Annotated in this window: 26 protein-coding genes and 1 pseudogene; 18 read left to right on the forward strand and 9 right to left on the reverse strand. The window is 66.8% G+C overall.

What is annotated here, in order from left to right; translation table 11 throughout:
* Positions 1 to 480: 480 nt before the first annotated feature.
* Positions 481 to 987 (forward strand): hypothetical protein, encoded by a 507-nt coding sequence (locus U5809_RS25380; RefSeq protein ID WP_322088539.1) that lies wholly within the window; start codon positions 481 to 483, stop codon positions 985 to 987.
* Positions 984 to 2,426, forward strand: coding sequence for a coniferyl aldehyde dehydrogenase (locus U5809_RS25385; protein WP_322088540.1), 1,443 nt, complete (start codon positions 984 to 986; stop codon positions 2,424 to 2,426). Before U5809_RS25380 ends, U5809_RS25385 begins: the two co-directional genes overlap by 4 nt.
* A gap of 81 nt (positions 2,427 to 2,507) precedes the next feature.
* Here the strand turns inward: U5809_RS25385 and U5809_RS25390 are convergent, their stop codons facing one another.
* Positions 2,508 to 3,530: a serine/threonine protein kinase gene (locus tag U5809_RS25390; RefSeq protein ID WP_322088541.1), complete on the reverse strand. Its 1,023-nt coding sequence runs from the start codon at positions 3,528 to 3,530 to the stop codon at positions 2,508 to 2,510.
* Between the two features lie 58 nt (positions 3,531 to 3,588).
* A complete protein-coding gene (locus U5809_RS25395; RefSeq protein WP_011353523.1) occupies positions 3,589 to 3,801 on the reverse strand; it encodes a hypothetical protein in 213 nt (70 codons plus the stop codon).
* Positions 3,802 to 4,590: 789 nt separating this feature from the next.
* Between U5809_RS25395 and U5809_RS25400 the strand changes: the two genes are divergently transcribed.
* Together U5809_RS25400 and U5809_RS25405 are read left to right on the forward strand one after the other, a co-directional pair.
* Complete coding sequence (locus U5809_RS25400; RefSeq protein ID WP_322088542.1) at positions 4,591 to 5,478, forward strand: DMT family transporter; 888 nt, start codon at positions 4,591 to 4,593, stop codon at positions 5,476 to 5,478.
* Between the two features lie 302 nt (positions 5,479 to 5,780).
* Entirely contained in the window at positions 5,781 to 5,966 is a 186-nt protein-coding gene (locus U5809_RS25405; RefSeq protein ID WP_011353526.1) for a hypothetical protein, read from the forward strand.
* Positions 5,967 to 6,077: 111 nt separating this feature from the next.
* Here the strand turns inward: U5809_RS25405 and mgrA are convergent, their stop codons facing one another.
* On the reverse strand, positions 6,078 to 7,121 hold the full coding sequence (mgrA, locus tag U5809_RS25410; RefSeq protein ID WP_322088543.1) for an L-glyceraldehyde 3-phosphate reductase: 1,044 nt from the start codon (positions 7,119 to 7,121) through the stop codon (positions 6,078 to 6,080).
* Positions 7,122 to 7,312: 191 nt separating this feature from the next.
* On the opposite strand from mgrA, the gene U5809_RS25415 reads away from it, so the two are divergent.
* A complete protein-coding gene (locus tag U5809_RS25415) occupies positions 7,313 to 7,519 on the forward strand; it encodes a DUF3185 family protein (protein ID WP_176050785.1) in 207 nt (68 codons plus the stop codon).
* 150 nt (positions 7,520 to 7,669) lie between these two features.
* Here the strand turns inward: U5809_RS25415 and U5809_RS25420 are convergent, their stop codons facing one another.
* Positions 7,670 to 8,443 carry a phytanoyl-CoA dioxygenase family protein gene (locus U5809_RS25420; protein ID WP_322088544.1) on the reverse strand — a complete coding sequence of 258 codons (774 nt, stop codon included), beginning with the start codon at positions 8,441 to 8,443 and terminating at the stop codon, positions 7,670 to 7,672.
* Positions 8,444 to 8,795: 352 nt separating this feature from the next.
* Between U5809_RS25420 and U5809_RS25425 the strand changes: the two genes are divergently transcribed.
* Positions 8,796 to 9,137 carry a hypothetical protein gene (locus U5809_RS25425; protein WP_322088545.1) on the forward strand — a complete coding sequence of 114 codons (342 nt, stop codon included), beginning with the start codon at positions 8,796 to 8,798 and terminating at the stop codon, positions 9,135 to 9,137.
* A gap of 109 nt (positions 9,138 to 9,246) precedes the next feature.
* On the opposite strand, the gene metK is transcribed toward U5809_RS25425, so the two are convergent.
* Positions 9,247 to 10,434 (reverse strand): methionine adenosyltransferase, encoded by a 1,188-nt coding sequence (gene metK, locus U5809_RS25430; protein WP_322088546.1) that lies wholly within the window; start codon positions 10,432 to 10,434, stop codon positions 9,247 to 9,249.
* 265 nt (positions 10,435 to 10,699) lie between these two features.
* Between metK and U5809_RS25435 the strand changes: the two genes are divergently transcribed.
* Positions 10,700 to 11,584 carry a lipid A biosynthesis lauroyl acyltransferase gene (locus U5809_RS25435; RefSeq protein WP_322088547.1) on the forward strand — a complete coding sequence of 295 codons (885 nt, stop codon included), beginning with the start codon at positions 10,700 to 10,702 and terminating at the stop codon, positions 11,582 to 11,584.
* Between the two features lie 30 nt (positions 11,585 to 11,614).
* On the opposite strand, the pseudogene U5809_RS25440 reads toward U5809_RS25435, so the two are convergent.
* A pseudogene (locus tag U5809_RS25440) lies at positions 11,615 to 11,918 on the reverse strand (HigA family addiction module antitoxin).
* A 236-nt stretch (positions 11,919 to 12,154) separates the two neighbouring features.
* Between U5809_RS25440 and dapF the strand changes: the two are divergent.
* From dapF to hslU, 8 genes are all read left to right on the forward strand, one after another.
* Positions 12,155 to 13,024, forward strand: a complete 870-nt coding sequence (gene dapF, locus U5809_RS25445) for a diaminopimelate epimerase (RefSeq protein ID WP_322088548.1) — start codon at positions 12,155 to 12,157, stop codon at positions 13,022 to 13,024.
* A 37-nt stretch (positions 13,025 to 13,061) separates the two neighbouring features.
* Complete coding sequence (locus U5809_RS25450) at positions 13,062 to 13,787, forward strand: DUF484 family protein (RefSeq protein WP_176050790.1); 726 nt, start codon at positions 13,062 to 13,064, stop codon at positions 13,785 to 13,787.
* 13 nt (positions 13,788 to 13,800) lie between these two features.
* Positions 13,801 to 14,721: a tyrosine recombinase XerC gene (gene xerC / locus U5809_RS25455; RefSeq protein ID WP_322088549.1), complete on the forward strand. Its 921-nt coding sequence runs from the start codon at positions 13,801 to 13,803 to the stop codon at positions 14,719 to 14,721.
* Between the two features lie 76 nt (positions 14,722 to 14,797).
* Complete coding sequence (locus tag U5809_RS25460) at positions 14,798 to 16,012, forward strand: class I SAM-dependent rRNA methyltransferase (RefSeq protein ID WP_322088550.1); 1,215 nt, start codon at positions 14,798 to 14,800, stop codon at positions 16,010 to 16,012.
* Positions 16,013 to 16,211: 199 nt separating this feature from the next.
* Positions 16,212 to 17,291 carry a CobW family GTP-binding protein gene (locus U5809_RS25465; RefSeq protein WP_222155462.1) on the forward strand — a complete coding sequence of 360 codons (1,080 nt, stop codon included), beginning with the start codon at positions 16,212 to 16,214 and terminating at the stop codon, positions 17,289 to 17,291.
* 497 nt (positions 17,292 to 17,788) lie between these two features.
* On the forward strand, positions 17,789 to 18,205 hold the full coding sequence (gene dksA, locus U5809_RS25470) for an RNA polymerase-binding protein DksA (protein WP_006477498.1): 417 nt from the start codon (positions 17,789 to 17,791) through the stop codon (positions 18,203 to 18,205).
* 236 nt (positions 18,206 to 18,441) lie between these two features.
* Entirely contained in the window at positions 18,442 to 18,978 is a 537-nt protein-coding gene (hslV, locus tag U5809_RS25475; protein ID WP_006483683.1) for an ATP-dependent protease subunit HslV, read from the forward strand.
* 10 nt (positions 18,979 to 18,988) lie between these two features.
* On the forward strand, positions 18,989 to 20,332 hold the full coding sequence (hslU, locus tag U5809_RS25480; RefSeq protein ID WP_176050794.1) for an ATP-dependent protease ATPase subunit HslU: 1,344 nt from the start codon (positions 18,989 to 18,991) through the stop codon (positions 20,330 to 20,332).
* A gap of 70 nt (positions 20,333 to 20,402) precedes the next feature.
* On the opposite strand, the gene U5809_RS25485 is transcribed toward hslU, so the two are convergent.
* The 3 genes from U5809_RS25485 to U5809_RS25495 form a co-directional block, all read right to left on the reverse strand.
* Complete coding sequence (locus U5809_RS25485) at positions 20,403 to 20,945, reverse strand: response regulator transcription factor (RefSeq protein WP_021156278.1); 543 nt, start codon at positions 20,943 to 20,945, stop codon at positions 20,403 to 20,405.
* A 13-nt stretch (positions 20,946 to 20,958) separates the two neighbouring features.
* The gene (locus U5809_RS25490) at positions 20,959 to 22,389 is read right to left on the reverse strand and encodes an ATP-binding protein (RefSeq protein ID WP_322088551.1); all 1,431 of its coding nucleotides are present in this window, start codon (positions 22,387 to 22,389) and stop codon (positions 20,959 to 20,961) included.
* Between the two features lie 69 nt (positions 22,390 to 22,458).
* Entirely contained in the window at positions 22,459 to 22,683 is a 225-nt protein-coding gene (locus tag U5809_RS25495) for a cysteine-rich CWC family protein (RefSeq protein ID WP_176050796.1), read from the reverse strand.
* Positions 22,684 to 22,977: 294 nt separating this feature from the next.
* Between U5809_RS25495 and argB the strand changes: the two genes are divergently transcribed.
* The 3 genes from argB to slmA are packed head-to-tail and all read left to right on the forward strand — an operon-like array spanning position 22,978 to position 25,297.
* Positions 22,978 to 23,877: an acetylglutamate kinase gene (argB, locus tag U5809_RS25500; protein ID WP_006754950.1), complete on the forward strand. Its 900-nt coding sequence runs from the start codon at positions 22,978 to 22,980 to the stop codon at positions 23,875 to 23,877.
* Complete coding sequence (locus tag U5809_RS25505; RefSeq protein ID WP_322088552.1) at positions 23,874 to 24,665, forward strand: HAD-IA family hydrolase; 792 nt, start codon at positions 23,874 to 23,876, stop codon at positions 24,663 to 24,665. The genes argB and U5809_RS25505 overlap by 4 nt, the downstream gene beginning before the upstream one ends.
* A complete protein-coding gene (slmA, locus tag U5809_RS25510) occupies positions 24,632 to 25,297 on the forward strand; it encodes a nucleoid occlusion factor SlmA (protein WP_322088553.1) in 666 nt (221 codons plus the stop codon). The genes U5809_RS25505 and slmA overlap by 34 nt, the downstream gene beginning before the upstream one ends.
* Positions 25,298 to 25,372 lie beyond the last annotated feature (75 nt).

Genomic DNA, 25,372 nt, shown 5'->3' on the forward strand with positions numbered 1-25,372 from the left:
CCCGGCACCGCCGCGCGACCGCGTCCCCTCTATAGGGGCTGTTTGCATATGGAACGCACATGCGAATGCCCGAAATCGCTCGTAGGGCAAGAAGTGAGGAGCGCCGTTTGGCCGAGCCAAACAAGCGACGAGCGACGCCGCCATACGGGCGATTTCGGGCATTCCCGTGACATGAACTCTTCAATTTGGGGTTGCCCCGAGAAGGGCCGCTCGCCACGTTGCGCTCCTTGCGAATACGTCAGTATTCGCGGCGTCGCGCGCCTCGCGAGCGGCCCTTCTCGGGGCAACGCATGTGCGTTCCATATGCAAACAGACCCTAGCGTCCGGGCATTGTAGGAACGGCCGTCATGCGTGCGGCGCGCGGATTCAAGAGCGATTCCTCTAAACGCCCGCGTGAACTAAATTTAAGATGTATCGATTCGCTTCGCGCAATACGTCGACCACGAGAAGTCGATTCGTCGCGAAACGGGGGAGACGACGATGCAGCACCAGGTTCTGCAGGCCGTGTGCCGACCGGGTTCTCCGGATGCAACGCGCGCAGCCCGCATTTCATTTCAAACGGCTGTGCTCGCGGCGATGCTCGGCATCATGCGCGCAGTCGATCGAAATCGAACGGTGTGCTTCGTCGCCGACCGTTTGGATGGTTTGTCGCCGCGGCGGCGCGATGCGCTGCGGCACGATTTGATGGACCCGTCGCGCTGCCCTGCTTCGGTGCAACAGCGGGCAGTCGCGCCGCAGCGTCGCGCGCCCGGCAACAGTCGCATCGCATTGCATGTCCAAGCGCCGCGACACGGTTTCCCGACGCGCACACCGTCGCGTGGATGCGACGCCTGCCGCACGCTGCAACCGGTTTTCGAGCACACGTCGCATCCGGCCCCGCGCCGCGCGACCCGCATCACCCGATCCGCGTCGCCGCGCTCGCCGAGCGTGCGCGTGCGGCGTGACGGCCGGCCGACCAGCCAGGCCCAACTGGAGGAGACGACATGAAGAACGACCTGCCCGAACTGGCCCCGCAAGCACTGCCGTCGGTCGACGCGCTGACGGCGCTGCTGCGCGACCAGCGCGCGGCGTACCTGCGCACGCCGTATCCCGCATGGGAAACGCGCATGCAGCACCTGCGCGCGCTGCGCACGATGCTGATCGACCACGCGGATGAACTGGCCGAAGCGATCAGCGCCGATTTCGGCCATCGCGCGAAGCAGGAAGTGCTGCTGTCGGAAATCTGGATGGCGAAGGAAGAGATCGACGACGCGCTGAAGCACGGCAAGCGCTGGATGAAGCCGATCCGCAAGCCGATGAACAAGTGGCTGCGCCCGGCGCGCGCGAAAGTGATTCCGCAGCCGCTCGGCGTGGTCGGCATCGTCGTGCCGTGGAACTATCCGGTGCTGCTCGCGGCCGGCCCGCTGATCTGCGCGCTCGCGGCCGGCAACCGCGCGATCATCAAGATGTCCGAACTGACGCCGCGCACGTCGGCCCTGTTCGAGCAGCTCATCGGCAAGACCTTCACGCGCGATCACGTCGCGGTCGTGAACGGCGATGCGGAGGTCGGCGCCGCGTTCAGCGGGCTGCCGTTCGATCACCTGCTGTTCACCGGTTCGACGCATGTCGGCCGCCACGTGATGCGCGCGGCCGCCGACAACCTCACGCCCGTCACGCTCGAACTCGGTGGCAAGTCGCCGGCGATCGTCGGCCCGAACGCACGCTTCGATGCGGCTGTCGATGCGATCGTCGCCGGCAAGACGCTGAACGCGGGCCAGACCTGCATCGCGCCCGACTACGTGCTGCTGCCACGCGGAATGGAAGCCGCGTTCATCGAGCGCGCGCGGGCACGCTTCGCGAAGATGTATCCGGACCTGTCGACGAACGGCGACTACACGACGATCGTGTCGCCGCGTCACTACGCGCGCCTGCAGCAACTCGCGAGCGACGCGCAGGCGGGCGGCGCGCAACTGCATCCGCTGTCCGACGCCCAATCCGATCCCGCGTCGCGCCGCTTCGTGCCGTGCGCGGTCACGCAAGTGCCGGCCGCGTCGCAACTGATGCAGGAAGAAATCTTCGGGCCGCTGCTGCCGCTCGTGCCGTACGAGCGGCTCGACGAGGCGATCGCGTACGTGAATGCACGCCCGCGTCCGCTCGCGCTCTACCTGTTCGACGAGGATGGCGGCACGATCGATCGCGTGATGCGCGAAACGATCTCGGGCGGCGTGACGATCAACGAGGCGCTGATGCACATCGCATGCGGCAGCCTGCCGTTCGGCGGCGTCGGTGCGAGCGGCATGGGCGCGTATCACGGCTACGATGGCTTCGTGACGTTCTCGAAGATGAAGCCCGTGCTCACGCAGGCGCGGCTGAACACGCGCGGCCTGATCGCGCCGCCGTACGGCAAGCGCTTCGCCGCGGTGATCAAGCTGATGATGAAGTTCTAAGGTAGTCGCACCGGACGGGCCGCGCGCATCGCGCCGCGGCCCGCGCCAGTCTGCCGCGCGGCGTGGATGCCGCGCGTGCGATCACACGGGCCAGAGCGGCCCTTCCTGCATCGCGCCGATCTGCTCGCGCAACTCGAGCACGCGCGCTTCCCAGTAACGATGCGTGTTGAACCACGGGAAGGCAGCCGGAAACGCGGGGTCGTCCCAGCGCCGCGCGAGCCATGCCGCATAGTGAATCAGCCGCAGCGTGCGCAGCGCTTCGACCAGATGCAGCTCGCGCGGCTCGAATTCGCAGAAATCCTCGTAACCGGCGAGCAGGTCGGCCAGCGCGCGCGACGCGCCTTCGCGATCGCCCGGCAGCAGCAGCCACAGATCCTGGACCGCCGGCGCCATCCGGCTGTCGTCGAAGTCGACGAAATGCGGGCCCGCATCGGTCCACAGCACGTTGCTCGGATGGCAGTCGCCGTGCGTGCGCAGCAGGCGGATGTCGCCCGCGCGCTCGAACGCGGCCTCGACGCCTTCGAGTGCGAGCCTGACGGCCGTCTCGTAGGCCGGTCGTACGTCATCCGGAATGAAATCGTGCGCGAGCAGGTAGTCGCGCGGCTCGTAGCCGAACGTATTGATGTCGAGCACGGGGCGCTCGACATACGGCTCGGTCGCGCCTACCGCGTGAATCCGGCCGATGAAGCGGCCGAGCCATTCGAGCGTGTCGCTACGGTCGAGATCCGGTGCGCGACCGCCGCGCCGCTCGAAGACCGAGAAGCGGAAACCGTCGAACGCGTGCAGCGTGCGGCCGTCGAATGCGCGCGCGGGCACCGCCGGAATCTCGCGCGCGGCGAGTTCGGCGACGAACGCATGCTCTTCGAGAATCGCGTCGTCGGACCAGCGCGCCGGGCGATAGAACTTCGCGACGACCGGCGGGCCGTCTTCGATGCCGACCTGATAGACGCGGTTTTCGTAGCTGTTGAGCGCGAGCAGGCGCCCGTCGGTGCGCAGGCCGGCCGGTATCAGCACGCTGTCGAGCGCGTCGAGCACGCACTCGGGCGTAAGGCCGGCGAACGGCGGGCCGGCGGGAGAAGCAGGAGCGGAAGTAGCGTCAGTCATGCCCCGCATTGTGCCGCCAGCCTGGCCGAAAGACGAGCGCCCGATACGGCGGATGCGCTCAGTGGAGCGCCGCGCCGGCCGGCAGCACGGATTCGCCGGTGTCGATCAGGTCCTCGAGAAAGAACGGCTCGGTGTTGAGTTCCTTCGACTCGCCCGGTACGCCCGCGTACCAGGTCACCATGGCCATGTCGCCCAGAACGCGCTGGACGATGCCGCGCGCGCCCTTCGGCACCGCGATATGGGTAGTGCAGACAATCGACCCGACATGCATGATGGTTCCCCACTCTTGAATCTTGAAACCCGGCTCGGTGGCGAGCCGGCAAATGCACGATCCGCGCGCTCTCGTCGGAGCGTTGCGCGTAATCCCATTGTTCACGGTTTATCGAAGCGCGAAAAGAAGAAGAAGCAGGCGAAGTGCCGCGAATTCGTCGAATGTCTCCAATCAACCACTGCGCCGGACAGACGCTTGCCCGCCCGGTTACCCCCATCATACCCTGTCGAATGTGACTGTCCGCCGAATCCCCGGCATCACCGCGGCGAGCACGTGACGAACGCCCCGCGCGCATCGTGGGCCCGGTGCCGCGTCGCCAGGCAAATTCGCGCGACTGCGATTGCCGAACCACGGCACACCGTCATCGCCTTCCCCCAGCCTCGAACGCGGCCGACGCGGCAACGCTTGCGCACGCACCCGCCCCCTTCGACACGCGACGTCGCCGACAGACGTTGCGTCCGATACCGGCCTTGCGGTACCTTTGATGCTCATTCGCGTTCAATCGCATTCCGACACGATGCATCCGCTCACGTCCGCCCTCGCAAAATCCCGGCCGCAGTTCGACTCGCGGCCGCAGGCGTGCGCGCATCCGTCGGTCCTGCCTCCTCCTGTCGCACCGCCGCTCGTCGGCGCCGCGCCGCCCCCTCCGGCGGTGCGCGCCGGCTGACCAGCCGGCTTCCGTTTCGTCTTCCATTCGCCCCCGTTGGCCTCAGTGTGTGCGTCGTGACGCACCGCATGTTGCTGCGCGCGCGAATGGAACGTTCCGATCCGTTCGACAGGTGGATTCACATGGTTTCGTTCAAACGCGCGCTTGCCGCGCATGGCGCGACGTCGCTCTTCGTGCTGCTGTGGAGCAGCGGCGCGATCTTCTCTGAACTCGGTTTGCGTCACGCGTCCGCGTTCGTCTTTCTCACCGCACGCTTCGCACTCGCCTCGCTCGTGCTGCTCGCGCTGGCCTTCATGCGCAAACGCTGGCTGCCGCCGCGCGGCGAGCGGCGCATGGCCGCGCTGACCGGCTTGCTGATGATGGGCGGCTATTCGATCTTCTACCTGCTCGCACTCGAGCGCGGAATCGCGCCCGGTGTGCTCGCAACGATCCTCGGCGTCCAGCCGATCCTCACGCTCGCGATCGTCGAGCGACGCTGGCAACCCGTGCGCGTCGCGGGTCTCGCGCTGTCGCTGGCCGGGCTCGCGCTCGTCGTGTGCCGTGGCGCGGACGGCAGTACGGGCGGCCTGTCGGCTGCAGGCATCGCGTGCGCGCTCACCGCACTCGTCGCGCTGACCGCCGGCTCGTTGCTGCAAAAGCGCGTACGCGCGGCGCCCGCCGACGTGCTGCCGCTGCAGAATGCGATCGGCCTCGCGCTGTGTGTCGCGATCCTGCCGTTCCGGCCGGTGTCGTTCGAGATGAACTGGGCATTCGTCGTACCGCTGCTGTGGCTCGGCATCGTGATTTCGGTGATCGCCCAACTGCTGTTCTACCGGTTGATGCAGCGCGGCGATCTCGTCAACGTGACGAGCCTGTTCTATCTCGTGCCCGTCGTCACCACGCTGATGGATGCCGTGTGGCTCGGCAACCGGCCCGAGCCGCTCGCGCTCGCCGGCATGGGCGCGATCATCGCGGGGCTCGCGCTCGTGTTCCGCGCGTCGGCCACCCGCGCGCAACCCGAGCGCGCGTAAGCGGACGGGCCGCCGCGCCTGCGGGTGCGGCGGCCCGCCTCGACACATGCGACCATTTCGCACAAATCGAAAGGAACGGGAAAGATGCGTGCAAGGCGTTCGTCTACCTTGCGGGAAAAACGCGTGATTCGCGCGGCTTTCCGCTGATTTTTAATGGTTCGGATAGCGAAAAGCGCCGCCGGTTGCCTATACTCGAATTGCCCGCCCCGCTCGCAAACGGGTCGGACCAACACTAGAAACACCCGGCATGGGGCCGAATCAAGCGCTGACACGCTGGCTTCGGTCAAGACCTGGAGACACGCATGACGACCTACTTCACGATCGGCGACTTCATCCTGTTGATTCCGATGGCGCTGGCCGGAGCGCTATTTCTCGGCGCGGTACCGTGTGCAACCGAATTCCGTCACAACCTGCTACGCGTGCTCGGCGTCATCCTCGGCGTCGGCGTCGCGGTATTGCTCGTTGAAGGGCTGCCTGCGCTGATCTAGCGCGACTGTCGGCGTATCACGCGCATCGCTGCGGCGCAGCGATGCGATGTGCTGCCCGCAAGCCTGCGATACGGCACGCGATATTGTTTCGCATGCCGTATCGACTCCCGGTCAGATCGCCTGATCGGTGGATGGTTTTTCCCACAGATTGATGCCGCCTTCGGTCGCGTAACGATCGATCTCCGCGAGTTCCTCCGCCGAGAATTCGAGGTTCTTCAACGCGCCGACGTTTTCGCGCACCTGCTCCGCACGGCTCGCGCCGATCAGCGCGGACGTCACGCGGCCATTGCGCAGCACCCACGCCAACGCCATCTGCGCGAGGCTCTGCCCGCGCCGTTCGGCGATCGCGTTGAGCTTGCGCACGTGCTCGAGGTTGTCCGCGCTCAGGTGATCCTGCTTCAGCGAGCCGCCGCCCGGCTTGTTCACGCGCGCGTCGGCCGGCACGCCGTTCAGGTACTTCGACGTCAGCAGCCCCTGCGCGAGCGGCGTGAACGCGATGCTGCCCGCGCCGACGTCGTCGAGCGTGCCGAGCAGATCGCTCTCGATCCAGCGGTTCAGCATGTTGTACGACGGCTGGTGGATCAGCAGCGGCACGCGATACTGCGTGAGCAGCTCGGCCATCTCACGCGTCTTCGCGGCCGAATACGACGAAATGCCGATATAGAGCGCCTTGCCCTGCTGCACGGCCGCTGCCAGCGCGCCCGCCGTTTCCTCCAGCGGCGTGTGCGCATCGAAGCGGTGCGAATAGAAGATGTCGACGTAGTCGAGCCCCATCCGCTGCAGGCTCTGGTCGAGGCTCGCGAGCACGTACTTGCGCGACCCGCCGCCGCTGCCGTACGGCCCCGGCCACATGTCCCAGCCGGCCTTCGTCGAGATCAGCAGCTCGTCGCGATACGGCCGGAAATCCTCCTTCAGCAGCCGGCCGAAGTTGGTCTCGGCGCTGCCGTACGGCGGCCCGTAGTTGTTCGCGAGATCGAAGTGGTTGATGCCGAGGTCGAACGCGGTGCGCAGGATCTCGCGCTGCGTCGAAATCGGCGTCGAGTCGCCGAAGTTGTGCCACAGGCCAAGCGACAGGGCGGGCAGTTTGAGCCCGGATTTGCCGCAGGTGCGGTATTGCATGCCGGCATAACGTTCGGAAGCTGCTTCGTAGGCCATGAGTCTGTTCCGTCTGGAGATCGAGGAAGGGACGCGCTTGCCGCGCGCACGGCGCGGCGACGGCGAAGGAGTCATACGACGACTATGGTAACGAAAGCGGCCCGCGCGCGCACGGCGGGCAAGGCGATGGACGCGACCGCGGTCGTCGCCTACACTGCGGCGTCTCGAATCACCGTTTCAGCGAGGTTGGTATGTCCCGGGTCATCTCGGTTGCACTGCTCGTCGGCGGCGTCGCGCTGCTGTACTTCGGCGGCCAGTCGTTCCATTCGATCAACGACAACGTGTCGCGCTTCTTTACCGGTTCACCCGCGACGAAGACGATCCTGCTGATCGTCGGCGGCGCCGTCGCATCGTTCGTCGGCCTGATCGGCCTCGCGATGCCGGGCGGCAAGCGCTGATCGCCTAGCCGCACGATCTACGCACGGCCCGCGTCAACCGACCGGGCCACGCCAAACGAAACGGGCGGCCAGGCCGCCCGTTGCTTCGTTCGCCGGCGATGCGCCGCATCGCCTTGGCATCGCGGCCTCACCGCGCTGCCCGATTCACGCCTAGAACGGCACTTCCTGCTTCGACGCCGAGCGCGTGCCGGGCACCGGCCGGTTGCTCGCGCCGTGATACGTGTACACGAGCGAGAACTTCACCTGGTCGGAGCGGTTCTGCCCGGCCGAATGCAGCGTGTTGCTGTGGAAGAACACGACATCGCCCGTCTGCAGCGACGGGCACGTGGCCGCGTCGATCATCTTGCGATTCTCCGGCAGGTCGCTGCGGAAAAACTTCGCATCGTCGAACGCTTCCGGCCCGAATTCAGCCGTATGCGAACCCGGCACGAGCCAAAGCGCGCCGTTCTCGTTCGTTTCCGGCCCCAACGCGAGCCACACCGACACCATGTCCGGGCGCGCGAACGACCAGTAGCGGAAATCGCGGTGCCAGCCCGTCAGGCTGCCGTACGCGGGATGCTTCGTCATCATGCAGTTGTGATGCGCGCGCGACAGCACGGGTTCTTCGCCGAAATACTCGCGCATCCACGCGCCGATTTCGGGCGCGATCGCGCGCTCGGCGAACGCCGGATCGCGCGAGTACGCATCGAGCAGCCGCCGCACCGTGTGCCCGCCCGGCGCATGCTTCGACTCGGGCGCGCCCGGGTAGCGCAGGTCGGCCTCGAATTCGATCGGCTCGGCGGCCTCACGCAACTGGCGCTCCGCGATCTGCCTGAGCGTCGCGCACTGCTGCTCGCCGACGAGGCCACGCGCGACGACGAAGCCGCGCTCGCGCAATTCCGCGACTTGCGCGCGGATCGATTCCGACTGCAATGGAGACGACATGGGATGCCAGACGTTTATTGTGTGAATGTGACGATTGTAAATCGGCGCCGGATGCCGCGAACAGCACCATTGTCGTACGCAGGGGCATGCCAATCGCTGATTTGATCCGGCGCAAGGGAACTGTTCGTCGCAGCACCTGCCTCACCGACAGGCGGTATGCGGCACACGCCTTGTGGCACAAGGGTTTATCGCGACTTTTGCCCGTCATGAATCCCCTGTAGCCTGTCGCGGCCTGTCAATTCTGGCGGGCGCGGCGCGCAGCAAGTTTCGGTAAGATCCGTTGCGCCATCCGAGGCCGTTCATACCAGTGCGCTCCCAAGGGCGCCATCCATACAAGCGAAGCATCGTTCACATGCCATTCCGTCTGACTTCCCGTCTCAGCCGCGCTGCGAAGCGCGTCGTGCCGTCCGCTCCTGCCCGCTCGCTGCGCCATCACCGCGCCCGCACGCAGGCGCTGGCCGAGCGTGCGCCCGCACACAGCCGGCTGGACGGTATCCGTGCGTGGTTCCACGCATTTTTCTCGATGATGAGCGCGCAGGCGTTCGCACGCCGTGCCGGCCTGCGCTCGCTGCTGCAGAAGCCGTCGTCGCTGCGCGCGCTCGCGCTGCGCCGTGCGCTTGGGCCCCAGCGCCGCGTCAACCGCCCGCGCCGCCTCGCGGCCAGCAACGGCTGGTTCGGGTTCGGCGCACGCTGAACGCGCGCTGGCGGGCACGACCCGCGACGATCGCCACCGTTACGCCGGCGATCGGAACCCATAAAAAAACCCCGGCAAGCCGGGGTTTTTCTTTGCGGGCGAACGACGCTTACGCGACGCGTGCCGTCGGCTCGACGCCAGCCGCTTCGGCCAGTGCGAGCGCCTTGTCGGTCGCTTCCCACGAGAATTCCGGCTCTTCGCGGCCGAAGTGGCCGTAGGCAGCGGTCTTTTCGTAGATCGGACGCAGCAGGTCGAGCATCTTGATGATGCCCTTCGGACGCAGGTCGAAATGCTCGCGGACGAGCTGCGTGATCACCGCATCCGACACACGGCCCGTGCCGAACGTGTTGACCATCACCGAGGTCGGCTCGGCGACGCCGATTGCGTACGACACCTGGATCAGCGCGCGCGACGCGAGGCCGGCGGCGACGATGTTCTTCGCGACGTAACGGCCTGCATACGCAGCCGAACGGTCGACCTTCGACGGATCCTTGCCCGAGAACGCGCCGCCGCCGTGCGGTGCGGCACCGCCGTACGTGTCGACGATGATCTTGCGGCCGGTCAGGCCGCAATCGCCCTGCGGGCCGCCGATCACGAACCGGCCGGTCGGGTTCACGAGGAACTTGATGTCGCCCTTGATCAGGTCGGCCGGCAGCGTCGGCTTGATGATTTCCTCGATCACGGCTTCGCGCAGCGCCGGCAGTTCGATGTCCGGTGCGTGCTGCGTGGACAGCACGACGGTGTCGATCGAATCGGGCTTGCCGTCGACGTAGCGAACCGTCACCTGCGACTTCGCGTCCGGGCGCAGCCATTGCAGGCGGCCGTCGCGGCGCAGGCTGGCCTGGCGCTCGACGAGGCGGTGCGACAGGTAGATCGGCAGCGGCATCAGTTCCGGCGTTTCGTCGCACGCATAGCCGAACATCAGGCCCTGGTCGCCCGCGCCTTGGTCGAGGTTGTCGTCGTGTGCACGATCGACGCCCTGCGCGATGTCCGGTGACTGCTTGTCGTACGCGACGAGCACCGCGCAACCCTTGTAGTCGATGCCGTATTCGGTGTTGTCGTAGCCGATGCGCTTGATGGTGTCGCGCGCGATCTGGATGTAATCGATGTTGGCCGTCGTGGTGATTTCACCGGCCAGAACGACGAGACCCGTGTTGCACAGCGTTTCAGCCGCAACGCGGGAATATTTGTCCTGCTCGAGGATGGCGTCGAGAATCGCGTCCGAGATTTGGTCCGCGACTTTGTCCGGATGGCCTTCGGAGACGGATTCGGACGTGAAGAGATAATCGTTTGCCACTTTTTCAGGCTCCTGTGTGGTTACGGGTGGTTTCACGTAGCCAGCTTCGTTGGGCCTGAAGCGGCGACGCTTTAGCGGATTACCAGGACCGGGCAGCGCGTGTCGCACCAGCCGGCTTCGCCCCGCAAGTTGTCAGTTAACTCGGCGAAGCCCGTATTATAGCGGCTTTCCTGAATTGTCACAGAGCGCCGCCCGTGCTGCATCTTCCGCTGTCTTACCACCCTGTTCTCGACATGCCGGCCAGCCGGTCCCATGGAGGTTTCGCATGCTAGGTCGTCTAGGCACGAACCTCGCCATCGGCTTGCTGAAACTGCTCGCCCTGTTGCCGTACGGCCTGACCGCACGGTTCGGCGATGGTCTCGGCTGGCTGCTGTACCAGATCCCCAGCCGGCGAAAACGCATCGTACACACCAATCTGAAACTCTGCTTCCCTGACTGGAGCGACGAGCGACGCGAGGAAGTGGCGGGGCAGCATTTCCGCCATGCGATCCGCAGCTACGTCGAGCGCAGCTACCAGTGGTTCGCATCGGAGCAGGCCTACCGCAAGCTGTTTACGGTCGAAAGCGAAGTCGACCTCACCGATCCGGACATGCCGCCGACCCTCTTGCTCGGGTTCCATTTCGTCGGCATCGAGGCCGGCTCGATGGCGATCAATCTCGCACTCGATCGCCCGTGCGGCTCGCTCTATACGCCGATGAAGAGCCCGGAAATCGAAGCCGCGGCCAAAGCCGGCCGCAGCCGCTTCGGTGCGGAACTCGCAAGCCGGGCCGACAGCGCGCGCACCGTGCTGCGCTGGTTGCGCGACCGCAAACCGGTGATGCTCGGCGCCGACATGGACTACGGGCTGCGCAACTCGACGTTCGTGCCCTTCTTCGGCATACCCGCCTGCACGCTGACGGCTGTCGGCCGGTTCGCCAAGACCGGCCACGCGCAGGTTCTGCCCTTTATCGGCGAAGTGCTGCCGAACTACAAGGGCTACCGGTTGAAGGTCTTCAAGCCGTGGGCCAACTACCCGACCGGCGACGACGATCTCGACGCGCGGCGGATGAACGAATTCCTCGAGGAACAGATCCCGCTGATGCCCGAGCAGTACTACTGGGTCCACAAGCGCTTCAAGACGCGCCCGCCCGGCGAGCCGAGCCTGTACTGACCCTGCCGGAAGACGTTCGCAGACGCGCCGTCATGCGCGCGCCTGCGCTCGTGCCACCTTCGGCGCGCCCTTCGCGCGCGCCCGCCACAGATCGTGGGCCGACTGTTGCGCGAGCCACAGATCGGCCCGCCCCCCCATTTTCCTCGCCGCGCCACGCTTCGAGGCGCAGCGCCATTTCCGGCGAGATGCCTGCATGGCCATGCAGGATCCGCGACAGGGCGGCACGCGTCACCCCCAGCTGCGACGCAGCTTCGGTGACGGTCAGGCCAAGCGCCGGCAGCACATCGTCGCACAGCGTTTCGCCCGGATGGGGCGGATTGAAGATGCGGGTCATGGCTTGAATCACCTCGCTGGCGGGTTACAGGGCGTATCGCGAAACAATACGCATCCGCGGGTAGCATCATCAATTGAACGAGTACGAAAAAGCCCGGAACGCCCGCGCAGGACGCCCCTGTCGGCTGCATGTATCATTTGCGGTTGAGATCTGCACGACGAACGAAGCCGCCCGGCGTGGCCGCCGGCCGTTCGCACCGTGCCGACCGCCTTGTTCGCCATGGAATTCCGGACCCAGTGAAACTCTCGTTCACCAAGATGCACGGCGCGGGCAACGACTTCGTCGTGCTCGACGGCTATTCGCACGCGTTGCCGCCGCTTACCGAAGCGCAAGTACGCGCACTCGCCAACCGCCACTTCGGTATCGGCGCCGACCAGTTGCTGCTCGTCGAGAAACCGACCGTCGACGGTGCGGATTTCAAGTACCGGATCTTCAATTGCGACGGCGGCGAAGTCGAACACTGCGGCAACGGCGCGCGCTGCTTCGTGAAATTCGTCAGCGACCGCGGCCTGACCGACAAGCGCAGCGTGCGCGTCCAGGTCATGAAGGGGCTGATCACGCTGACGCTGCAGGACAACGGCGAAGTCGTCGTCGACATGGGTGCACCCGTGTTCGCGCCGGCGCAGGTGCCGTTCGACGCGGCGGGCCTCGACGGCCGCCACGAAGGTCGCGACACGCTGTGGCCGCTCGACGTTGGCGGCGCAACGCGCTGGATCTCGACGGTGTCGATGGGCAATCCGCACGCGGTGCAGGTCGTCGACGATGTCGAGGCGTATCCGGTACTCGAAGAAGGCCCGCTGATCGAACGCCATGCGCGCTTCCCGCAGCGCGTGAACGCCGGCTTCATGCAGATCGTGTCGCGCAACGAAGTGAAGCTGCGCGTGTACGAACGCGGCGCGGGCGAGACGCTCGCGTGCGGCACCGGCGCGTGCGCTGCGGTCGCGGCCGGCATCCGGCGCGGCCTGCTCGATTCGCCCGTGACCGTGCACACGCACGGCGGCACGCTGACGATCGGCTGGGACGGCACGCGCGACGAAGCCGCCGCGCTGATGATGGCCGGCCCCGCCGCGACCGTGTTCGAAGGCGAGATCGACCTGAACGCCTGACCCTGCAACGTCCTTGATAACTGAACGCTCCAGCCACATGAACGATCGCGAAGTCGCCGACTACCTGCTCGCCAATCCCGAATTCTTCGCGCAGCACGCCGAACTGCTCGCGACGATCCGTCTCGCGAACCCGCACGGCAAGGCCGCGATCTCGCTTCAGGAGCGGCAGATGGAGATGCTGCGCGACAAGAACAAGCATCTCGAGCGCCGGCTCGCCGAACTCGTGCGCTACGGCCACGAGAACGACAGCCTGTCCGCGAAGTTCAGCCGCTGGACCGCGCGCGTGATCGCGGAGCGCGATCCGTACGCGCTGCCGCGCACGATCGCCGACGGCATCGCCGACGTGTTCGACGTGCCGCAAACGGCACTGCGCGTGTGGGACGTCGCCGACACCTACGCGCAAGCCGACTTCGCCCGCCAGGTCGGCGAGGAAGTGCGCCTCTTCACGAACGGGCTGTCGACGCCGTACTGCGGCGCGAACACGGGCTTCGAAGCCGCGCAATGGCTCGCGCCCGCGGTCGCCGCACCGGCCGCGAATGCGGCGGAAGGCGCCGAAGCCGCGCCGGCCGGCGACGGCTCGGCCACGTCGGTCGCGCTGCTCGCGCTGCGCACGCCGCTCGCCGGCACCGATGCGCCCGCGTTCGGCCTGCTCGTGCTCGGCTCGCCCGATCCGCGCCGCTTCCACGACGGGATGGCCACCGACTTCCTCGCGCAGATCGCGACGCTCGCGAGCGCCGCGCTCACGCGCCTGCTGCCGCACTGATCCGCCGCACGCGATGACCGACGACCCGATCGCCGCCTACCTGTCGAACCTGAAACACGTCAGGCAGCTGTCGGAACATACGCTGCGCGCGTACACGCACGAACTCGACGAGCTGAAGAAGCTCGCGGCCGGCCGGCCGCTCGAAGCACTGACGGCCGCCGACATGCGCGGCGCGGTCGCGCGCGCGCACGCGGGCGGGCTGTCCGCGCGGTCGATCTCGCACCGGCTGTCCGCGTGGCGCGCGTTCTACCGCTGGCTCGCGCAGCGCATCGAGATGCCCGCGAACCCGGTGGCCGCGGTGCGCGCGCCGAAACGCCCGAAAACCCTGCCGAAGGCACTGTCGGTCGACGACGCGTCCGCGCTGATGGACGCGCCGCTTGCCGGTACGACCGAAGGCATTCGCGATCACGCGATCCTCGAGCTGTTCTATTCGTCGGGGCTGCGCCTCGCCGAGCTGATCGGGCTCGACGTCATGTACACGCAGGCCGACGGCTACCGTTCGGCCGGCTGGCTCGATCTCGCCGAAGCCGAAGTCACCGTGCGCGGCAAGGGCAACAAGGAGCGCAAGGTACCGGTTGGCCGCAACGCGATCGACGCGCTGAACGCATGGCTCGCGGTGCGCGGCGAATTCGTGAAGCACGATCCGCATCCGCTGTTCGTGTCGGTGCGCGGCAACCGGATGTCGCCGGGCGTCGTGCGCGAGCGCGTGAAGCGCGCGGCGCTCACCGCGGGCATCCCCGCCAACGTCCATCCGCACGTGCTGCGCCACTCGTTCGCGACGCACGTGCTGCAGTCCAGCGGCGACCTGCGCGCGGTGCAGGAGCTGCTCGGCCACGCGAGCGTGTCCGCAACGCAGGTCTATACGTCGCTCGACTTCCAGCACCTCGCTAAGATTTACGACAGCGCGCATCCGCGCGCGAAGAAGCGCGACTGACGCGCTTCCCGTGTTACCCGCCGCGCCCGGCGACCGGTCACGGTCGGCTTCCGGCGCAGCCCATTTCGATCTCATCATGCAAACCGTCACCCTCAAGCCGTCCAAGGAAAAATCGCTGCTGCGCCGCCATCCGTGGGTCTACGCGAATGCGATCGACCGCGTCGACGGCAAGCCCGCGCCCGGCGCGACCGTGCTTGTGCGTGCGCACGACGGCCGCTTCCTCGCGCGCGGTGCGTACAGCCCGGAATCGCAGATCCGCGTGCGCGTGTGGAGCTTCGACGAGAACGAGCCGATCGACCACGCGTTCTTCAAGCGCCGCGTGCAGCGCGCGGTCGCGCACCGCACGACGATGGTGTCGGGCACGGGCGCGGTGCGGCTCGTGTTCGGCGAAGCCGACGGGCTGCCGGGCCTGATCGTCGACTACTACGTCGCGGACACCGCCGAAGCCGGCGCCGCGCCGCGCGGCCAGCTCGTCTGCCAGTTCATGGCCGCGGGCGTCGAAGCGTGGAAGGACGCGATCGTCGCGGCGCTCACCGGCGCGACCGGCTGCCCGAACGTGTACGAGCGCTCGGACGTGTCGATCCGCGACAAGGAAGGGCTCGAACAGACGACCGGCGTGCTGGCCGGCGATGCACCGCCCGCGACGCTGATCTCGAACGAAAACGGCGTGCGCTATCACGTCGACGTGCCGAACGGCCACAAGACGGGCTTCTACGTCGACCAGCGCGACAACCGCGCGCTGGTTGCGCAGTACGCGGCCGACCGCGACGTGCTGAACTGCTTCTGCTACACCGGCGGCTTCTCGCTCGCGGCGCTCAAGGGCCGCGCGAAACGCGTCGTGTCGATCGACTCGTCGGGCGATGCGCTCGCGCTCGCGCAGCAGAACGTCGTGGCCAACGGCTTCGACGCCGAACGCGCGACCTGGCTCGACGCCGATGCATTCAAGACGCTGCGCCGCCTGGTGGACGAAGGCGAGCGTTTCGACCTGATCGTGCTCGATCCGCCGAAGTTCGCGCCGACCCGCGACAGCGTCGATCGCGCGGCGCGGGCGTACAAGGACATCAACCTGAGCGGTTTCAAGCTGCTGCGTCCGGGCGGCCTGCTGTTCACGTACTCGTGCTCGGGGGCGATCGACATGGACCTGTTCCAGAAGATCGTCGCGGGCGCGGCCGCCGACGCGAAGGTCGACGCGCGCATCCTGAAGCGGCTCGGCGCGGGCGTCGACCACCCGCTGCTCGCCGCATTCCCGGAAGGCGAATATCTGAAGGGCCTGCTGTTGCAAATCGTCTGATCGCCCCGATCTACGCGCGTAGCCGTCCGCCAGCCGCGGCCTTGCGCCCGGCGGATTCCCGCTTTCGCCTGTCGTTCGGACGACGGGCGGGGGCTTGACAGGTATGTTTCAATGAATGGTTGTGCGCCCCGGCTCGCAGCGCGAGGGCGCGACGCACATCCTGGTTTTGACCCCGATTCACGAACCACAGGCGACCGACATGGCCACTCCCGTCACCATCCTTACCGGCTTCCTCGGCAGCGGCAAGACGACGCTGCTCAAGCGCATCCTGAACGAACAGCACGGCATGAAGATCGCCGTGATCGAGAACGAGTTCGGCGAAGAGAACATCGACAACGAAATCCTCGTGCAGGATTCGAACGAGCAGATCATCCAGATGAGCAACGGCTGCATCTGCTGCACGATCCGCGGCGATCTGGCCCGCGCGCTCGGCGATCTCGCCGCGAAGAAGCGCGAAGGCAAGCTCGACTTCGACCGCATCGTGATCGAGACGACCGGCCTTGCGAACCCGGGCCCCGTTGCGCAAACTTTCTTCATCGACAGCGAAATCGCCGACGACTTCCTGCTCGACGCGGTCATCACGCTGGTCGACGCGAAGCACGCGAACGCGCAGCTCGACGAACACGAAGTCGTACAGCGCCAGGTCGGTTTCGCCGACCGCCTGTTCATCACGAAGTCGGATCTCGTCGACGACCAGACCGTCGCCGGCCTCAAGCACCGCCTGATGCACATGAACCCGAAGGCCGCGATCAAGGTCGTGAACTTCGGTGAAGCCGACATCAAGGAAATCTTCGACCTGCGCGGCTTCAACCTGAACGCGAAGCTCGAGATCGACCCTGACTTCCTCGCCGAAGACGATCACGCGCATCACCACCACGATCACGACCATGATCACGATCACGCCAATTGCGACCACGATCACGGTCAATGCGCGCACGATCACGACCACGGCCACCACCATCACCACCACGCGCACCATGACGACAAGATCAAGTCGTTCGTGTACCGCAACGACCGCCCGTTCGACCCGAACAAGCTGGAAGATTTCCTCGGCGGCATCCTGCAGATCTACGGCGAGCGGATGCTGCGCTACAAGGGTGTGCTGTACATGAAGGGCGTCGACCGCAAGGTCGTGTTCCAGGGCGTGCACCAGATGATGGGCAGCGACCTCGCCGCGAAGTGGCTGCCGGTCGAGAAGAAGACCAACAAGATGGTGTTCATCGGCGTCGATCTGCCGCAGGACCTGATCACCGACGGCCTCGACGCCTGCCTCGCCTGACGCACTCGGGGCCCTGCCGCGCACGGTGTCGCCCGGCCGCCTTTCCCGGCGGCCGAGGCGCCTGCGCGGCGCCCTTTTCGGGCAGGGTTTCGCCGTCATCGCTTTTTCGCGATTTGCGCGTTATATTTTCTAGATATTGGCGCAGCTGACGGGGATCGACCCGATACGGCGCCCGCTTGCGATTCAGTTACAATACGTGCCCGCTGGAGTACGGCAACAAACAGGCCCGGTTCTTGCTGAACCAGTTTTCCGGGCATCGCAACCGCGCCGGATCGCCAATCCGCCTCCCGGCCGCGGCCGATGCGATGTGCCGCGCAGCACACCGGTTCGCAGCGCGCGCAACTCCGCGCCAGGCCTATCCTGGTATTTGAGAACCGGTTTTCCAGAGGCTTTCGGCCCCGCGGCGGCAAATCGCAAATGATTGCAAGCGCGGTTGCGGGTAATCCCAAAGTGCAGGCAATATCTCTCGATTTGCCGCACATTGAAGAAGCAAGCAGATGACGAAGAAACTCTTGACCGAAGCCGAAATCCTGAAGATGAGCGACAAGGATTACATGAATGAGGATCAGCTCGCCTTCTTCAAAAATCGGCTCGAACAGTTGCAGGCGGACATCCTCAAGAATGCAGGCCAGACGACCGAGAACCTGCGCGAGACGGTGATCGTGCCCGATCCCGCCGATCGCGCGACGATCGAGGAAGAGCACGCGCTCGAGCTGCGTACGCGCGATCGCGAACGCAAGCTCCTCAAGAAGGTTCAGCAGTCGCTCGCCCGCATCGATTCCGGCGATTACGGCTGGTGCGAGGAAACCGGCGAGCCGATCGGCATTCCGCGGCTGCTCGCCCGTCCGACCGCCACGCTGTCGCTCGAGGCGCAGGAGCGCCGCGAGTTGCGCCAGAAGCTGTTCGGCGACTGATCGAGCGGCGTTCCGCTCCGACACGCTGCTTCCCGAAAGCGCGCGGCCTGCCGCGCGCTTTTTGTTTTTCCGGCACCGGTTCCCGGCTTGCCGATTTGCCTCCCAGCCTCTTGATATCCCGGCGCCCGCCCTAAAATGAAACGGACGCGCGCCGGGCCGCTCCCCGGCGCACTGCGGATTCACGCGGCGGCGCCTCGCGCCGCCCGACTCTTCCCCGTTTTTCTCAAGGAACGCAGATGGAGCAATTTCACGGCACGACCATCGTTTCGGTCCGGCGCGGCGACAAGGTCGCGCTCGGCGGCGACGGTCAGGTAACCCTCGGCAACATCGTCATGAAGGGTGGCGCGCGGAAAGTGCGACGGATCTACAACAACCAGGTTCTGGTCGGATTCGCGGGCGGCACCGCCGATGCGTTCTCACTGCTCGACCGCTTCGAGGCGAAGCTCGAGAAGCACCAGGGCAACCTGACCCGCGCGGCCGTCGAGCTCGCGAAGGACTGGCGCACCGACCGGATGCTGCGCCGCCTCGAGGCGATGCTGATCACGGCCGATGCCACCACCACGCTCGTGATCACCGGCAACGGCGACGTGCTCGACCCCGAAGGCGGTATCTGCGCGATCGGCTCGGGCGGCGCCTATGCGCAAGCCGCGGCCCGCGCGCTCGTCGAGAACACCGACCTGTCGCCGCGCGAGATCGTCGAGAAGTCGCTCGGGATCGCCGGCGACATGTGCATCTACACGAACCACAATCGCATCATCGAAACGATCGAGTAAGGACCGCACCATGAGCACCATGACCCCTGCCGAGATCGTCTCGGAACTCGACAAGCACATCATTGGCCAGAACAAGGCGAAGAAGGCCGTCGCCGTCGCGCTGCGCAACCGCTGGCGCCGCCAGCAGGTCGCCGACCCGCTGCGCACGGAAATCACGCCGAAGAACATCCTGATGATCGGGCCGACGGGCGTCGGCAAGACCGAAATCGCACGCCGCCTCGCGAAGCTCGCCGACGCGCCGTTCATCAAGATCGAAGCGACCAAGTTCACCGAAGTCGGCTACGTCGGCCGCGACGTCGACAGCATCGTGCGCGATCTGATCGAGATCTCGGTCAAGCAGACGCGCGAAACCGAGATGCGCAAGGTGCGCAGCAAGGCGACCGACCAGGCGGAAGACCGCATCCTCGACATCCTGCTGCCGCAGCCGCGCGCGGTGGGCTTCGGCGGCAACGCCGAACACGCGAACGACGACAACAACGCGACGCGCCAGACGTTCCGCAAGCGCCTGCGCGAAGGCCAGCTCGACGACAAGGAAGTCGAGCTCGACCTCGAGCAGCCGTCGGCCGGCATGGACATCATGGCGCCGCCGGGCATGGAAGAGATGACCGAGCAGATCCGCTCGATGTTCTCGAACCTCGGCAGCGGCAAGAAGCAGCGCCGCAAGGTGAAGATCAAGGAAGCGCTGAAGCTGCTGACCGACGAGGAAGCGGCGAAGATGCTGAACGACGAGGAAGTGAAGACGAAGGCCGTGCAGAACGTCGAGCAGAACGGCATCGTGTTCCTCGACGAGATCGACAAGATCACGTCGCGCAACAACGAAGGCAGCGGCGGCGAAGTGTCGCGCCAGGGCGTGCAGCGCGACCTGCTGCCGCTCGTCGAAGGCACGACGATCAACACGAAGTACGGGATGGTGAAGACGGATCACATCCTGTTCATCGCGAGCGGCGCGTTCCACCTCGCGAAGCCGAGCGACCTGATCCCCGAACTGCAGGGCCGCTTCCCGATCCGCGTCGAGCTCGACTCGCTGTCGGTGGAAGACTTCGAAGCGATCCTCGACGCGACCGACGCGAGCCTCGTCAAGCAATACCAGGCGCTGCTCGCGACCGAAGACGTCCAGCTCGAATTCGCCGAAGACGGCATCCGCCGCCTCGCGGAGATCGCGTTCTCGGTCAACGAGAAGACCGAGAACATCGGCGCGCGCCGGCTGTACACGGTGATCGAGAAGCTGCTCGAGGAAGTGTCGTTCTCGGCCGGCAATCATGCCGGCGAGCGCGTGACGATCGACGCGAAGTATGTCGAGCGCGCACTCGGCGAAGTGTCGCAGGACGAAGACCTGTCGCGCTACGTGCTGTAACGCGCGCGGCGCCGGATGCGAAACGGGCGGCCCCTTCATCGGGGGCCGCCCGTTTTCGCTGGTGCGCCGCTTACTGCCGCACCGGCTTCTTCGCGAGCTTGCGCTGCAGCGTGCGGCGGTGCATGTTCAGCGCACGCGCGGTTGCCGAGATGTTGTTGTTGTTCTCGGCCAGCACGCGCTGGATGTGCTCCCATTCGAGCCGGTCGACCGACAGCACGACCGGGTTCTCGAGCGCCTCGTCGGCCTGCACTTCGGTCGCGTTGGTCTGCAGCGCGGCCAGGATCGACTCGACGTTCGCCGGCTTCGCGAGGTAGTTGTCGGCGCCTTCCTTCACGGCCTGCACGGCCGTCGCGATGCTCGCATAGCCGGTCAGCACCAGGATCCGCGCGTCGGGCTGCAGGTCGCACAGCGGCGCGATCAGGCTCAGGCCCGAATCCTCGCCGAGATGCAGGTCGACGGTGATGAACTGGAACTTGCCGCCCGCGGCCAGCCGGAGCGCGGCCTCCTTGTCATGCGCCTGCTGGACCGCGTAGCCGCGGCGCTCGAGGCCGCGCGCGAGCGTGCCCGCGAACACCTCGTTGTCGTCGATCACCAGGAAATTGTTCTCGCTCATGTGGTTTCTCCGTCTACGTGTTGGTTGAGGCGGCCGGCGCCGCGACGCGCACGACCGGCAGGCGCAGCACGGCCCGCGTGCCGCGCGCGGCAGTGGCCGCGGCCGGGCGGCCGTCCGGCGTGCCGGCCGTCCGTTCGGCCGCACGTTCGCTCGTGCGTGGGCCCGCGCGCGGGCCCGATACGGCAGCGGCGTGGCCATTTGCCGCACCGCCGGCCCGCCCGTTGCCGCCCGCCGCGCGCGGCGTGACATCGGACAGTTCGATCTCGCCGCCAAGCCGCGCGGCCGCACTGAACGCGAGATACAGGCCAACCCCGTGCCCACCCTGCGTGCTGTCGACCGGCATTGCGCCGAGCGATTCGCGCAGCGAGGCCGGAATGCCGGGCCCGTCGTCGCATACCTCGAATTCGATCTCGTCGGCCGCGCCGCCATGCGCGACCTTCGCGGCCAGCGTCACGCGCTGCGGGCTCGCACGCGCGGCGTTGTCGAGCAGGATCGTCAGGATCTGGCCGGCCGCGACCGTATCGTCGAGCGCGACGCCCGCCGGACGCGCGCCGAGCAGCTCGAACCGCACATGCGGATGCCGCAGGCGCCAGTGCTCGACGAACGTCTCGAGCCAGTCGTCCACCGGCTGGCGGCTCGCCGGCGCGCTCGCACGGCTGCGCAGGCGCGCGAGCGCCGACGTGCAGAGCGTCATCTGTTCCTCGAGCACCTTCAGGTCGGCCTCGTAGCGCGCCAGCCCCGGATCGGCGCGTGCCGCGTCGCGCAGCTCTTCGGCGAGCATCGCGATCGTCGACAGCGGCGTGCCCATCTCGTGCGCGACGGTGGCGGCCTGCACGCCGAGCGCAACGGCCCGCTCGTCGCGCAGCAGATGCTGCTGCGCCTCGCCGAGCGCCGAATCGCGCTGGCGCAGCGCATTCGACATGCGCGCGACGAACCACGCGATCAGCCCGACGCTCACCATGAAGTTCGCCCACATGCCGGTGCGGTAGTAGTCGAACAGGTTCGCCGGATTGTCCATGTTGAGCGGCACCGAATCGAAGCCGAGCGCGGCATAGCACGCGACCGCGAACGCCGCGAGCCAGATCATCAGGTGCCACGGCAGCACGGCCGCCGCGATCGCGAGCGACGGCAGGTACAGCGACACGAACGGGTTGGTCGTGCCGCCCGACAGGAACAGCAGCGCGGACAGCGCACCGAGGTCGACCCACAGCTGGCCGAGCAGCTCGAAATTGGTCTCGGGCCGCGCACGCAGCACGCGCACCCAGGTCAGCGCGTTGAAAACGATTTCGAGCGCGATGACCATCAGCATGGCGGGCAACGGCAGATGCACGCCGAAATAGGTCTGCACGACGCCGATCGTCACGAGCTGGCCGATGATCGCGAGATTGCGAAGCCAGAACAGGTGACTGAGGTTGACGCGCCCGGTGGTGGTGATTCGTTGCATCCGGGAAGTTTACCCGTTTAGCGGGCAGCGCCTCCAGCGGGGCCGGATCGGCGCGCAGGGCCGGTGCCGTCAGCCGGTCGCGCGGGCCATCCGCTGCGCGATCTCGTCGGCGAGGCACTCGGGGCAGCGGCAGCGCGCGCCGGCCGCCGGCTGGGCGCCGCCGGGCAGCACCGGCATCGACGCGCACCAGCAGTCGAACGGCTGCGTATGCGCGCCGCAGTCGAAGCCGCGCCCGCAGTGCGGGCAGCGCGCGCGGCGCGGGGCGGAACGGGCGTCGGCGGCGGTATCGGTCATGGCGCAATCGCGGAAACGGGCGGGAACTCGCCCCACGCGACAAGCATAGCGCGGCGAGCGGAATTTGCACGCCGGCCGCTCGCCCGGCGTGCGCCGCCAACCCGGGCGCATCCCCCCGCCGCTACCGGGCGCGCACCGCCGCCGGAATCGCGCCGCGCCATAGCCGGCGGGCCGCCGCGCGCCGCGCCCACCTCGCGCCGCCGGTGTTCCGGCCCGCCCAAAAACCCGATGCTGCGCTGCGCCACTCCTGTACAATTCGCCGTGTTTCAACCGTTCCCAGCCAGAGCCGCCGCCATGTCCGAGCCCATCGACCTCTCGCAGATCGCCCCCACGCTGAAAGCAGAAATCCTCGCCGAGGCGCTGCCGTACATCCGCCGTTACCACGGCAAGACCGTGGTCATCAAATACGGCGGCAACGCGATGACGGAAGAACGGCTCAAGCAAGGCTTCGCGCGCGACGTGATCCTGCTGAAACTGGTTGGCATCAACCCGGTGATCGTCCACGGCGGCGGCCCGCAGATCGACCAGGCGCTGAAGAAGATCGGCAAGGCCGGCACCTTCATCCAGGGCATGCGCGTCACCGACGAAGAGACGATGGAAGTCGTCGAGTGGGTGCTGGGCGGCGAAGTGCAGCAGGACATCGTCACGCTGATCAACCACTTCGGCGGCCACGCGGTGGGCCTGACGGGCAAGGACGGCGGCCTGATCCACGCACGCAAGCTGCTGATGCCGGACCGCGACAATCCGGGCCAGTACATCGACATCGGCCAGGTCGGCGAAGTCGAGGCGATCAACCCGGCGGTCGTGAAGGCGCTGCAGGACGACGCGTTCATCCCGGTGATCTCGCCGATCGGCTTCGGCGAAGACGGCCTCTCGTACAACATCAACGCAGACCTCGTCGCGGGCAAGCTCGCGACCGTGCTGAACGCCGAGAAGCTGCTGATGATGACCAACATCCCCGGCGTGATGGACAAGGACGGCAACCTGCTGACCGATCTGTCCGCGCGCGAGATCGACGCGCTGTTCGAGGACGGCACGATCTCCGGCGGCATGCTGCCGAAGATCTCGTCGGCGCTCGACGCCGCGAAGAGCGGCGTGAAGTCGGTGCACATCGTCGACGGCCGGATCGAGCATTCGGTGCTGCTGGAAATCCTGACCGAGCAGCCGTTCGGCACGATGATCCGCTCGCATTGAGCGCGCGCCGCAAAACCATCAGTCCCGATCTGCCGGCGCCACTGCGACGCCGGCGCATCTCGCGCAGCCGGCCGCGCGCCGGCTCGCCCGTCTGGCTGTTCGATCTCGACAACACGCTGCACCATGCATCGCACGCGATCTTTCCCGAGATCAACCGTGCGATGACGCAATACATCATCGACACGCTGCAGGTCGAGCGCGCCGAAGCCGACCGCCTGCGCACCGGCTACACCGAGCGCTACGGCGCCGCGCTGCTCGGTCTCACGCGCCACCATCCGATCGACCCGCACGACTTCCTGCGCGTGGTCCACACGTTTTCCGACCTGCCCGCCATGATCCGCGCCGAGCGCGGCCTCGCGCGCATCGTCGCCGCGCTGCCGGGCCGCAAGCTGATCCTGACCAACGCGCCGGAGAACTATGCGCGCGCGGTGCTGCGCGAGCTGCGCATCGAGCGGCTGTTCGAGCGCGTGATCGCGATCGAGCACATGCGCGACCGCCGCACGTGGCGTGCGAAGCCCGATCACACGATGCTGCGCCGGACGCTGCGCGCCGCGCATGCAAGCCTGTCCGACGCGATCCTCGTCGAAGATACGCGCGGCCACCTGAAGCGCTACAAGCGTCTCGGCATCGGCACGGTATGGATCACCGGCCACCTGCCGGGCCATCTGCCGGTTACCGGGCGTCCCCATTATGTCGACCAGCGCATTCGTTCGCTAAAATCGCTTCGACTGGGCACACGATCGGGGCGACAAAAATGCAGCCGACTTACCCGCAGGACCAAGCCGTAACGGAAAGCCAGGCCACACCCTCCCGCCCGCGCCCGAAGCCGGGCGAGCGCCGCGTCATGATCCTGCAGACGCTCGCGGCGATGCTGGAGGCGCCGAAACCCGAGAAAATCACGACGGCCGCGCTCGCGGCCCGGCTCGAGGTATCGGAAGCCGCGCTGTACCGGCACTTCACCAGCAAGGCGAAAATGTACGAAGGGCTGATCGAGTTCATCGAGCAGGCGCTGTTCGGACTCGTCAACCAGATCGTCGCGAAAGAGCCGAACGGCGTGCTGCAGGCACGCACGATCGCGCTGACGATGCTCAATTTCGCCGCGAAGAACCCCGGGATGACGCGCGTGCTGACCGGCGAGGCGTTGGTCGGCGAGGACGAGCGGCTCACCGAGCGTGTGAATCAGCTGCTCGACCGCATCGAGGCGACCGTCAAGCAGTGCCTGCGGGTCGCGCGTACCGAGGCGCAGGCACCGCAGGACGGCTCGACGCCGTTCGTACTGCCGGCCGACTACGATCCCGCGGCGCGCGCGAGCCTGCTCGTCAGCTACGTGATCGGCCGGTGGCACCGCTTCGCGAAAGGCGGATTCCAGAAACCGCCCGGCGAGCAGGCCGATGCGCATCTACGGCTGATCCTGCAGTAAGCGAAGCGTTCGCCGACAGCAAATCCACGCTCGCCGCTCCGGCACGACTGGCGACTGCGCGTCGCCCCTGTTCAT

Source organism: Burkholderia sp. BCC1999 (genome assembly GCF_905339975.1).
GTDB lineage: Bacteria > Pseudomonadota > Gammaproteobacteria > Burkholderiales > Burkholderiaceae > Burkholderia.